Source organism: Mesorhizobium sp. WSM4850 (genome assembly GCF_055811735.1).
Genome location: NZ_JBVVPV010000052.1, coordinates 1 through 11,274, shown reverse-complemented (window position 1 = coordinate 11,274; position 11,274 = coordinate 1). Strand labels below are relative to the sequence as shown.

At 61.8% G+C, this 11,274-nt stretch carries 13 protein-coding genes and 1 pseudogene; 5 read left to right on the top strand and 9 right to left on the bottom strand.

Features of this window, described 5'->3' with window-relative positions; genetic code table 11:
* The first annotated feature begins 100 nt into the window (after nt 1–100).
* The 3 genes from AC0L2Z_RS30465 to AC0L2Z_RS30455 are packed head-to-tail and all read left to right on the top strand — an operon-like array spanning nt 101 to nt 3,772.
* Nucleotides 101–2,302 carry a hypothetical protein gene (locus tag AC0L2Z_RS30465; protein ID WP_473630099.1) on the top strand — a complete coding sequence of 734 codons (2,202 nt, stop codon included), beginning with the start codon at nt 101–103 and terminating at the stop codon, nt 2,300–2,302.
* Nucleotides 2,299–3,099, top strand: a complete 801-nt coding sequence (locus AC0L2Z_RS30460) for a hypothetical protein (protein WP_473630098.1) — start codon at nt 2,299–2,301, stop codon at nt 3,097–3,099. Before AC0L2Z_RS30465 ends, AC0L2Z_RS30460 begins: the two co-directional genes overlap by 4 nt.
* Before the next feature lie 31 nt (nt 3,100–3,130).
* Entirely contained in the window at nt 3,131–3,772 is a 642-nt protein-coding gene (locus AC0L2Z_RS30455) for a hypothetical protein (protein ID WP_473630097.1), read from the top strand.
* A gap of 35 nt (nt 3,773–3,807) precedes the next feature.
* Here AC0L2Z_RS30455 and AC0L2Z_RS30450 read toward each other — a convergent pair whose 3' ends face one another.
* The 3 genes and pseudogenes from AC0L2Z_RS30450 to AC0L2Z_RS30440 form a co-directional block, all read right to left on the bottom strand.
* Nucleotides 3,808–4,116: a hypothetical protein gene (locus tag AC0L2Z_RS30450; RefSeq protein WP_473630096.1), complete on the bottom strand. Its 309-nt coding sequence runs from the start codon at nt 4,114–4,116 to the stop codon at nt 3,808–3,810.
* Nucleotides 4,117–4,323: 207 nt separating this feature from the next.
* The gene (locus tag AC0L2Z_RS30445) at nt 4,324–4,536 is read right to left on the bottom strand and encodes a helix-turn-helix domain-containing protein (protein WP_473630095.1); all 213 of its coding nucleotides are present in this window, start codon (nt 4,534–4,536) and stop codon (nt 4,324–4,326) included.
* Between the two features lie 417 nt (nt 4,537–4,953).
* Nucleotides 4,954–5,388, bottom strand: a pseudogene (locus AC0L2Z_RS30440) (ComF family protein); the annotation flags it as partial.
* Between the two features lie 53 nt (nt 5,389–5,441).
* Between AC0L2Z_RS30440 and AC0L2Z_RS30435 the strand changes: the two are divergent.
* A complete protein-coding gene (locus AC0L2Z_RS30435) occupies nt 5,442–6,329 on the top strand; it encodes a methyltransferase domain-containing protein (protein WP_473630094.1) in 888 nt (295 codons plus the stop codon).
* A 28-nt stretch (nt 6,330–6,357) separates the two neighbouring features.
* On the opposite strand, the gene AC0L2Z_RS30430 is transcribed toward AC0L2Z_RS30435, so the two are convergent.
* The 5 genes from AC0L2Z_RS30430 to argJ all read right to left on the bottom strand — a co-directional run bounded on the left by AC0L2Z_RS30430 (nt 6,358) and on the right by argJ (nt 9,529).
* Nucleotides 6,358–6,537, bottom strand: coding sequence for a Flp family type IVb pilin (locus AC0L2Z_RS30430; protein ID WP_473630093.1), 180 nt, complete (start codon nt 6,535–6,537; stop codon nt 6,358–6,360).
* Nucleotides 6,538–6,635: 98 nt separating this feature from the next.
* Complete coding sequence (locus AC0L2Z_RS30425; RefSeq protein WP_023797289.1) at nt 6,636–6,977, bottom strand: hypothetical protein; 342 nt, start codon at nt 6,975–6,977, stop codon at nt 6,636–6,638.
* A gap of 112 nt (nt 6,978–7,089) precedes the next feature.
* Nucleotides 7,090–7,512, bottom strand: coding sequence for a (deoxy)nucleoside triphosphate pyrophosphohydrolase (locus AC0L2Z_RS30420; protein WP_023797288.1), 423 nt, complete (start codon nt 7,510–7,512; stop codon nt 7,090–7,092).
* On the bottom strand, nt 7,509–8,288 hold the full coding sequence (locus AC0L2Z_RS30415; protein ID WP_473630092.1) for a GNAT family N-acetyltransferase: 780 nt from the start codon (nt 8,286–8,288) through the stop codon (nt 7,509–7,511). The genes AC0L2Z_RS30420 and AC0L2Z_RS30415 overlap by 4 nt, the downstream gene beginning before the upstream one ends.
* Nucleotides 8,288–9,529, bottom strand: a complete 1,242-nt coding sequence (argJ, locus tag AC0L2Z_RS30410) for a bifunctional glutamate N-acetyltransferase/amino-acid acetyltransferase ArgJ (protein ID WP_473630091.1) — start codon at nt 9,527–9,529, stop codon at nt 8,288–8,290. Before argJ ends, AC0L2Z_RS30415 begins: the two co-directional genes overlap by 1 nt.
* 195 nt (nt 9,530–9,724) lie before the next feature.
* Here argJ and AC0L2Z_RS30405 point away from each other — a divergent pair, with 195 nt between their 5' ends.
* Nucleotides 9,725–10,366: a TetR/AcrR family transcriptional regulator gene (locus AC0L2Z_RS30405; RefSeq protein ID WP_051505619.1), complete on the top strand. Its 642-nt coding sequence runs from the start codon at nt 9,725–9,727 to the stop codon at nt 10,364–10,366.
* Nucleotides 10,367–10,445: 79 nt separating this feature from the next.
* Here AC0L2Z_RS30405 and AC0L2Z_RS30400 read toward each other — a convergent pair.
* Nucleotides 10,446–11,274 (bottom strand): peptidylprolyl isomerase (locus AC0L2Z_RS30400; protein WP_473630090.1); only part of this gene is annotated, 829 nt, incomplete at its 5' end.

Sequence of the window (11,274 nt, the reverse complement as noted above, 5' to 3'; positions counted from 1 at the left end):
ATGGCTCCGGATTCGACTGAATAGAACAGCACTGCCGGCCCTGGTCGGATCACTCAAAAGGCTCGCTTCGGCGGGTCTTTTCATTTTGGACACTAGAATTATGGCGAACGAAGTAGCAGCGGCCTTTGACGCTGCGTACCGCGACTATGTCACAGACGGCGTTCCGTCTAGCGGCGCCAACAAGCCGCTCAAATCACAGATCCGCGGCATTGGACCTATTGTTGATGCTCAGCTTGAACTGCTGGCTGACCAGATAATAGATGGCGATGCCGATACTTTGGCAGCCGTCGAAGTCATCACCGACGCGCTGACCGAACGCGTTGAAGACGTCGAGGCGCTGGCGCTTAGCGGAGTAAAGCCAGCAAAACAGTCCGTGCGCATTCTGATGACTACCAACGTCGTCATTGCGACAGCGCTCGAGAATGGCGACACGCTTGATGCGCTGACACTGGTGACTGGCGATCGCGTCGCTCTTACGGGGCAGACTGCGCCCGCTGAGAACGGCGTATGGGTGGTCCAGGCATCCGGCGCGGCTGCCCGCTCAACGGACATGGACACCGCAGACGAAATAGTCGGCGCACGCTTTGATGTCGATGCCGGAACGCATGCCGGCGAAACGTGGGCGGTGCAGACGCTTGCACCAATCACGGTGGGCACGACGGCGCTTGTGATCGTTAGAACGACGTCGGCCAGCGCTCTCTCCGGAGTGGTGGCCGATCTGGAGACAGAAGTTGAGGCTATCGCCGAAACGGTGAGTGGCGGCGACAATGCAGGCGTATCGGCCGTCATAGAGGTCGGCGGTTCGGTAGTTGCGGCGGTGACGCTGGATGGCCAATTTCGCTTTATGACGCCTCTGCACGAGGACGACATGCCAGGCGCATCGTCCGGATCTGACACTGCTTACGCCGACAGCACAAAGTATCTCGTCAGTCCTAATGAGATGTGGTCGCAATGGGTGTGGCCGCGCACCATCGAGGACGATTATGGAACACAGTTGTGGGGATCACTGGGCAAGCAGGAGGGACCGCTCGTGGATAGCGGATCTGGCCTTGTCGGGCGGCCAGGGCCTTTGTGGATTGGCTACCGAGAGCGGTACGCAGCGAGCGCCAAGAAGGTTCTCATCGGCTACTCCGAGGAAAGTTCCGGTCTGTACGCGGCGAGAGGCTCGCAAGATGACCACAACCGTCCGGCAGTCCTGTTGCACCCCAACCCTGCCGCCCCTATCAGGATGGTAGCATTCCAGAGTGACCACAGCGCCCTCCAATGGTCCCGCTTCTGGCGGTCAACAACGGCAAATCCTGAAGATCTAGCCTTGGTTGGCCAGACACCAACGGTCGCCGGGGAGTACCACAGCTACGGTCAGTTGTGGTGGAATGGGGCCAGCCTGAACGAGTTGCGAGGCTGCTACCGCATTGGCGACTTCGACTCGGGTGTTTGGGCGTTCTTCAAGTGCGACCCTGCTGGCACCATGGCATCGTGGACCCACTACAAGAACAAGATTGGTGGTGATGGGGCTTACTTCATTGCATCTCCGACCGACGACAATTCCGGCAGGTGGATTGCCTCAGTGCGGCACCCTACGGTGGCTGGGGCTAAAAAGATCACTCTCGCCAAGCTGCTGTGGGATTGGTCTCTGGTTGCTGGGGACGGTACGGTTATATCAGCAGACATTACCGCCGAGGTGACGCCTATCGACATCCTCGACGATGCCGACGTGACCGTGATCGCCACTGCCACAGGAGATCGCAGACTTAGGCTGTTTGATGCCCGCGAGTACGATGACGGATTGGTGCGCTTTCTCTACGCCGATTTTCCAACCGTTGGCATCTCCTCCATAACCGGTGACTACAAGATAGCCACTTACAACCCGGCCACCGATGCCACCACCATTGAGACTGTCTGTGGGTGCGGGGGGAAGATACAGGAGGAGGTCTCGTTAGATGGTGAGTACGTGGCTGGAGCGGGAACGTCCAGTTATGTTGCCGGGGCGTGCCTTACCGATCGCCCGACAGAGATCTTGGCGGCTCGCTGGTGGCTTACCTACGGCGACCTGGTGCTCTGCACAAGGCAGGGTGTGGACGATTGGGACACACTCACGATCGACAGAGCAGAAGGCAAAATCGCCAGGCCCGAGGGTCATGCTAGGCAATATTGGGAGAGTTCCGCAGTCAAGGAGGAGCTTACCTCCAGAGTATCCTACTGGCGCGGCAGTGGCGCGCGCGGCGGGTATGCGATGTTCTACAACACCAACGCCGACAGGATCACCATCGATCTGTCTGCTTTCAGGAGCACGTTCATATGACCACTCGGATTCTGCACCTGAATAAGGACGCGGCCGCTCCTGCGGGATTGCCGACAAGCGCTAAATTCCGGTTCCTGTCAGCGGGGGGCATTAGGCTCAACGCCGACAACGTCACTATTGCCAGTGGCATGATAGACGAGTTCGTCAATATGATCGGCGGTCAACTCTATGGTGCAACCAGCAACCAGAACTGCGCCGCCGTCGAGGCTGTGAACGGTGTAAATGTCGCTACGTTCGATAAAACGCTTGTGGTGGCTCCTACTGGGTACACCATGGGAACTTTTGGTTTCGGTGGCTTGAACACCGGCCAGTACACTTTCGCGGCGCTGTGGAAGGTGACGGATGGCTTCCTCCCAGCGAAGCCGCGCGAGATTATCGCGCAGGCTTCCCTCGCCACCACTAGCAACCGCGCCATGCTGCGCGAGGACGCCTCCGGTGCCTTGCAGGCCCGCGCTCTACGCACCACAGCAGGCACAGTAACCATCGTGTCCATACCAGACCCGGTGCGGGTAGACGGATGGTGTGCCGCGGCTGCCGTCTTCGACTGGACAAACGATCTTGTGACGATACACGATCTGCTCGGCACGGAGTCGGTGTCGGACACGATAACGGGAACTTCCGGAGCCGCGCCAAGCGACGTCAGCGCCTATCGCATCGGGTACTACACGAACACCGAAGACAGCTGGTTCAACGGAAAGTTGGCCGACTACATGCATCTGCCGTATATCCCGACCGCGCCAGATCTTATCGCGCTCAGGATGCACATGCGGGCGCGTGCCGCTGACTTGGCGGCTTAGCGCTACAAGTTATGGAGTTACGGGGGGAACCATGTCGAACGCGTTGCTGGCGGCGAAGTTCAAGCACCAACTCGGAGACCCGCTCGTGGACCTTATTCACCGGGCAGCTGCGAATATCATCATTGAACCGGGTGCAAGTGATGTCCTCACAATGGCAACTAACCTGGCGGTCCAGGCGGCTCACTTCCATGAAGCAACGGGGCATCCTCCACCCACAACCGGGCAATTGGCTGCTTTACACACAATAATGAAAGACGCAGCCGACTCGATCAAACACGGCACGCTAAGGGAGCCATCCCGCCAGACCTCCTTTCAAACTGCGATCGAATTCGATGTCAAAGGGAAGCAGTATCGCTTTTTCCGAACGGCCATTTGGGCCAAAAGCGGGAGATCCGGCGAGTTTGATCTTGTCGATACGCTGAGACAGTACTGTCTGCTCCTGGGAAAGGAGCTTAACATTGACTGGGAATGCACCTTCACTATTAAGGATCACCAATTTGCGGACGTCGCCACGATAGTGGTCGGCGACAAGAATCCTAATCCCCAGAGTTGTGAGTACTTTCTCTATGAATTTGACGAGGCAACGCAAGAGAGGCGCCAATTAAACAACATTCCGGAAGGCTTCTCGATTTGCATCGAAAACAGATCCCAATCCGATTGGACTCCTCCCTAAACAGGGCCAGGCAGATCGGCGCCGAAAGGCGGCGCTTAGTCCACCATATCGCGCAACGGCTTTTTGCGCTTCGGTGGCCTGTACTTCTCGATTAGCTTCACCTTGTCGATGTCGACTGTCACAGGCGGTCCCATGGCTATTGTCACCCTGCCGCCCTCCTCGTCTATGCGCGTGACTTCGCCGGTAAGCTCGATCTGCTGGCCTCGCTTGACCTTAGATGTATCCCGGATTGAATGCGGGAAATTGTAGCTTGGGAGAGAGACGCTTACGACGTCGTCCGTGACCCTCCGCCTGACTGTGGCAGTGATTGCAACCACGTCCCCAATGCCTATTGCCCGCACCATGGAATTGAGTCTGGTGCGGGCGGCATTTTAGTCAAGTTGTTGCTAATATGTCTGGAGGGCGCGACGGGGCGGAAGTCGAGTTGCCGCGAGAGGCAATGCGATCTATCTTGCGGGTGGCGCATCGGATCGGATGCGCTGGTAAGCGAGAACCGACGTTGACGCTCGACGTCAGGGCGCGCCCTGAATTTGGTAATAGGGGCGCGTCCTTTATTTCAGCCGGACGCCGCTGTGATTGATGAACTCGACGCCGGCCGCCTCGATGGCGGTACGGATGGCCGTCTTGGCATCCTCTGAAATTGTATGCCGCCGCTGTTTCTCAAAATCGACAACGGTCGACAGGCCTAGTTTCGCTGCGTCGGCCAGTCGCGGCTGCGTCCAATCGAGAAGCGCTCGTGCGGCACGGCATTGGGCAGGTGTCATTGTATCAACATTTTCTGTTGACGCTTGTTTGCGTCAGGCGTATCAACATATTCGGTTGATAGCCATAACGCAACGAGGAGAATCAGATGCGCGGGCAGACAGTTAACGCCAACCGGGGCAAATACTTGGGATCGATGGTAGCTCGCTTAGATGAGAGGGATCGGCCGGTGGAATGGTGGCGAGCACCTAGCCAGTGGGCTGCGGATGCGTTCGCCGATTGCATGTCAGTAAAAAGTCCGTCCGAGAAGTTCGCGGTTTACGATGGCTGCGCCGCCTGACCGCTACGGGGCCATAGCCAACGACAAAGCCCCGCCTTGCGCGGGGTTTTTTGTGTTTGTCCATATTGTCAACCACGCTCGCTATGTTTAGCGATATGGTAATAATGACATTGATGTATGTAAATCAAGCACTTAAAGGCCAAAAGCGCCGCCAGTGCAGCGGCACCGGCACGACCACATCGGCTTCCGCGATCAGTTCGGCACCGGCGCGCAGCATCCAGCGCGCCATCCACGGCGCCAGATCGGTGCGGTCCTGGTATTTCAGCCCTTGCACCATCTGGCGGGCGACCCCTGAGTAAGCGACCGCGGCCCGTGCCCGCTCGAAGGGCGGCGGGTCGGCGATCGCCTCGGCCGACAGGAACCCCTCGCCCATATGATGGGTGAATGGCGTGCCCATCACCGGGCACCATGGCCGCTCCAGAAGCCTGAGTTTCGGCCAGCAGGCGCCGCACAGCACGCCGGGCTGCGAGACATGCCGTCGGCAACCGGCGCAAACCGGCGGAAACAGGATGCGCGCCGGCCAGTCCAACGCCTTTCGAGCGACACTCTTGATATCCGGCATTGGATCGGCCACGTGGTTCTTTCTCCGCCACCCTATATCAGAGTGCGGAAACCAGGAACTGTCAGTTGCAACCTATAGTCGATACTTCTCTCTGGCTGGCGCACAAGCGCCGGGCCCTCGCCAGCCCGGCTGCCGGCGCGGACTTCCTGATGCGGCGGGCGGCCGAGGAACTCGCCGACCGGCTGGGCGCAGTGGAACGCAAATTCGACAGGGCGGCCGTCCTGTTTTGCCAGACGCCGGCGGCAGTCGACGTGCTCGCGACAAGCGGCAAGGTGGCGGACATCGTGCGCGTCGAGGCGGATGCGGCTTTCCTGGGCGACGGGGCGGGGGGCGATGCCGCAGGACTGGTGGCGCCGTTGGAGACCGTGCCATTCGAGCCGGAATGCCTCGACCTCGCGGTGTCGCTTTTGTCGCTTCAGGCAATGAACGACATTCCCGGCATGCTGGTGCAGATCCGCCGCGCACTGAAGCCGGACGGTCTCTTCCTAGGCGCTTTTGCCGGCGCCGGCACGCTTTCCGAGCTGCGCGAATGCCTGCTCGCCGCCGAGACCGAGTTTTACGGCGGCGCCAGCCCGCGCGTCATCCCGTTCACCGACGTGCGCGACGCCGGCGCGCTTTTGCAACGCGCCGGTCTGGCCTTGCCCGTCGCCGACGTCGAGACGGTGACGGTGCGCTACGATTCCCTGTTCGGCCTGATGGCGGACCTGCGGGCGATGGGCGAGACCAGCGCGCTCATCGACCGCAGCAGGCGACCGGCCACACGAAAGCTGTTTGCCCGCGCCGCCGAAATCTATGCCGAACGATTTTCGGATGCCGATGGCCGCGTCAGGGCGAGTTTTCCGATCGTTTGGATGTCAGGCTGGGCGCCCGACGCCTCGCAGCAAAAACCGCTGAAGCCGGGCTCGGCAAAACTGTCGCTGAAGACAATCCTGGAAAATCCCGGCCGGCGCTGACCGGTTTATTATGGACGCGGCTGGTCGGTTACTGCGCGAAAGCCTTCACAAGCTTGCTGGCATTGTCGCTGAACAGCCACGTGATTGCGTCGGCGACCTTGCCGACGCCGCCTACGATGGTAAGCGACAGCACGGCCACGATCAGCCCATATTCGACAGCCGTCGCGCCGGTCTTGTCTTCCCAAAATCGTTGCACCAATGTTTTCATGGCCCTCGATCCCGCTTGCCGGAACCCTAGCGCGGACCTGTTAAGAAAGGTTAATGACACAGGCTTAACAGGCGATGAAAGCACCGCTTTGGCCGGTGTCAGCAGTCGCCGCTGCGCTGGCCATTGTCGCGTATCACGCAGATCGAAGTGGGCAGCGGCTGCAGCACGCTCCTGCGCAGCGTGTAGGTATCACGACGGCCGGTCGAGCCCGTGCTTCCAATCGAACCCGTGCTTTCAACCGACCCTGTGCTCATCCTGTCGAGGCCGCCGGCAAAATCGTCGCGGGCTGATCGCGTCCGGTTGTCGAGCAAGGGCGTGGCGATCAGGGCCAGCGCCACCGCGGCCGAGCCGAACAAAAGCGTGATCCGCAATATTCCCATGCCGGCAGCCCTAAAGCTGCGGTCGGGTCGGATCGAATCCCAGTCCCTGTCGAGGCTCATGCAACCGCCCTCCGGCGAAGGCCTGGACACGACCTTCCTTCGATTTCTGCCGTCATTTTTTCACGGCCAGATAAATCTTCCATTAACGTTGTCTATGTCTCGGAGGGCAAAATCACAGAAGATCGATGAGGAACTGGATCAGCGGCGCGTCGGCCGGCGGCATCGGAAAATCGCGCATCTGGCGCGGCCGCACCCATTTCAGCACCTGCCCCTCCTTCGGCTGCGCGATGCCGCGGAAGCGACGGCAGACGAACAGCGGCATCAGCAGGTGAAAATCATCGTAGGAATGGCTGGCGAAGGTGAACGGCGCCAGGCAGGGAATATCGGTTTCGATGCCGATCTCCTCGTACAATTCGCGGATGAGGCATTCTTCCGGCGTCTCGCCGGGCTCGACCTTGCCGCCCGGAAACTCCCACAGGCCGGCCAGTTGCTTGCCTTCGGGGCGCTGCGCCAGAAGCACGCGGCCGTCGGTATCGACCAGCGCGCAGGCTGCGACCAGGAGCAGGCGCTTGCCGACAGGGTGCGGGCCGGTCATGCGCCGGGCGGCCGGCGATAATGGTAACGATAGACTTCGTCGAACCCGAGCGAACGATAAAGCGCCAGCGCCGGCGCGTTGTCGGCCTCGACCTGCAGCCAGGCTTCCCCGGCGCCGCGCAGCCGTGCCCATTTCAGCGCCGACAGGATGATGTGCCCCCCATGGCCCTGGTTGCGCACCGATTTGTCGGTGGCGATCTCGAACAGCCCGGCAAGATCGCCGTCATGGACGCAGATCAGCGTCGCCAGCGGCTCGGTGCCGTCTTCGAGCGCGAACAGCCCGGCTTCCGGCTGGATGGCGCCGATGATCTCCGACAGGCCCGGCCGCAGAGACACATCCGAGCCGCTTACCTTGAGCGCCGCGCCGATGAAGCGGCTGATGTCCTTCAGCGGGATCTGGTCCATGGCGGCATCGAGCTGGGCGTCCGCCAGCGGCAGCCGCATCACCAGCGATTCGTCGAATGTGCTCCAGCCCTCGCTGTCGAGATGTTTGGCAAGGATCGGCCCCGACAGCGGCGATATGCGGAAGGTCAGCGGCCGGCCATAGGCGTCGAAACGGCGGCTGGCGCGGCCGATGCGATCGGCAATGTGCTGGATGTCGCCCGGATCGAGCGGGTTGACGGAATTCAGCCGCTTGGCCGGATGGCCCGCCGTCAGCCGCACCACCCAGGTGCCGTCATAATGCACGGCCGCCGCCGGCCAGGCGCGAAAGCCGGCCGCCTCGTAGCGGCGCACGATGGCAAGCACGCTTGCCGAATGTCTGGAAACCAACGCCATCAACTCCGATAATCGCCGTTGATGGCGACATACTCCTTGGTGAGGTCGCAAGTCCACACCGTCGCCTTGCCGCGGCCGATGCCGATATCGGCACGGATGCGGATCTCGTCGCGCTTCATGTAGGCCGACGTCGCCTCCTCGGAGTAGGCGGCGTCGCGCTCGCCCTGATGCGCCAGCCTGATGTCGCCGAACCAGATCGACAGCAGGTCGCGGTCGGCCGGTTCGCCGGCCTTGCCGACGGCCATGACGACGCGGCCCCAATTGGCGTCTTCGCCGGCGACCGCCGTCTTGACCAGCGGCGAATTGGCGATCGACAGCGCGATGCGCTTGGCCGAGCGGGCCGATTTCGCGCCGGTGACGGTGACCTCGACCTGTTTTCGCGCGCCCTCGCCGTCGCGCACCACTTGCAGTGCCAGCGCTTTCAGCACCTTGCCGAGCGCGCGGCGGAAGGCGCCGAGGCGCGCATCGCCGGCATTCGTGATATCAGGCGCGCCGCGTCGGGCGGCCGTGCCGGTGGCGAACATCAGCAGCGTGTCGCTGGTCGAGGTGTCGCTGTCGACGGTGACCGCATTGAACGTCATGGCGGTGCCGCGCGACAAAAGATCCTGCAGCACGGGGGCTGCGATCGGCGCGTCGGTGGCGATGAAGGAGAGCATCGTTGCCATGTCGGGCGCGATCATGCCGGCGCCCTTGGCAATGCCGTTGATGGTGACGTCGGCGTCGCCGAGTTTTACCGTCGCGGTCGCCAGTTTCGGATAGGTGTCGGTGGTCATGATCGCCTTGGCGGCTTCGGTCCACAGGTCCGGCCTGCCGTCCTTGACCAGTCCGGCGAGCAAATGGCCGAACTTGCCGGCATCCAGCGGCTCGCCGATGACGCCGGTCGAGGCCAGAAACACCTCGTCCGGCGTGCAGCCCGCAGCCTTGGCCGCAGCTTCGCCGGTCATTACCGTGGAGGCTCGGCCCTTACTGCCGGTGAAGGCATTGGCATTGCCGGAATTGACGACCAGGACGCGCGCCTTGCCGGCGCAAAGATTCTGCCGGCAGAAATCGACCGGCGCCGACGGGCATTTCGACTTGGTGAACACGCCGGCGACCGTGGTGCCGGCATCGAAGACCATGGTCAGCAGGTCGGTGCGGTTCTTGTACTTTATCCCGGCCTCGGCTGTGGCGATGCGGACGCCCTCGATGTCAGGCATTTTGGGATATTTCTTCGGCGCAAGCGGCGAAATCGTGGCTGACATGAAGACCTCGGGCGGGAAAAACGCAACGGGAACGCCGGTTTGCCCGATAGCGGGCGCCGGCGCAAGGGCGTTTGATGGTTGGGCACATGCCCTTTCTCATCGAAACGAAACGCTCAGTTGCGCGAAACGGACCGTTTCGTTTCGTCGAGAGAGCGTGTACGATCTGCCGACGAAAAAGCATCGAAGGAAAACAGGATGGGGCTGGATCGGGGGCGCAGGTCGATCGGCGCGCGGCGCAACCCCGACAGCGCCGACGCCATTCTCGACGCCGCCGAGGCAGTTCTGGTCGAGGCCGGTTATTCCGGCTTCTCGATCGAAGCGGTGGCGCGGCGGGCGCGTGCGGGAAAGCCGACAATCTATCGCTGGTGGCCGAGCAAGGCCGCCTTGCTGTTCGACGTCTATCAGCGGCTAAAGCGCGTCGACTATCCCGATACTGGCAACCTCGAGGACGATCTCGTCGGCTTCCTCAAAAGCCTGTTCTCGCACTGGCGCGAAACATCGTCAGGCAGCATCTTCAGATCGCTGATCGCCGAGGCGCAGTCGGACGCGACCGTGGCCGCCGTGCTTGCCGAATACACCAAAGGACGCCATGCCCATTCCGGCCAGATGATCGAACGCGCCAAGGCAAGAGGCGAAGTCGCGGCCGACGTCGATTCCACGCTCGTCGCCGACCTGGTCGCCTCGTTTGCCTGGACGCATCTTTTGACCAATCGCCTCGACGAAGACGAAACGACGCTGCGCAAGGCGGTTGGCTATCTGTTGAAGGGCATAGCTCCACCGGGGAACTCGCCGCCGGCGATCCGGCAGCGTTCAAGGCGTCGACGCATCGTAGGATAGGGCGATCTCGGCGCCGCGCTTCCCTTCTCCCCTTGTTGTGGGAGAAGGGAAGAACCGACTGCCCTAGCCTCGCCCTCGCCTACTTCGTGTTTTCCAGCGCGTCGACCGTCTTCTTCAGCTTCTCGTCCGGGATCTCGACCTTGGCCTGGGCGCGCAGCGACTTGACCAGCGCGATGTATTTGTCGCGGATGACTGCCTGACGGGCCTGATCCTTGACCTGGTCGAAGGCCGGCGGCTGCTTGGCGCGCTTGTCCTCGACCTGAATGACGTGCCAGCCGAACTGCGACTGCACCGGCTGCTCGGTGTACTTGCCGACCGCCAGCGCGAACACCGCCTTGTCGAATTCCGGCACCATCTGACCGGGTCCGAACCAGCCGAGATCGCCGCCGCTGGTCTTGCCGCTCGGATCGCTGGTGTGCTCGTTGGCGAGTTTCTGGAAATCGGCGCCGCCATCGAGCTGCTTGATGATCGCATCGGCCGCTTCCTTCGTCTTCACGAGGATGTGACGGGCATGGACCTCGTTGGCCGGCGGCGTGTTGGCGATTTCCTGGTCGTAGCGGGCGCGAACCTCGGCATCGGTGATCTTGCCGACGACATCCTTCTCGACCATTTCGCCATGCAGGGCGCGCTGCTGCAGGAACGCCATGCGGCGCTGGAAGTCGGGATCCTTGTCGAGGCCGGTGGTGACCGCCTGGGCGGCCATGACCTTGATTTCGATCGCTGCCGAAAGGGCTGCGGCGCGGCGCTGTTCGGGCGGCATCTGCGCGAACTGCTGCGACAACTCGCCTTCGGCAAGCGCAAGATCTGCCTCGGTCAGCGACTGGCCGTTGATCGTGGCGACCACGGCGTTCGGATCGACCGGCGCGGCCGGCTGGGGCGCCGTCCTGGTCGGCGGGACCGACTGGAAC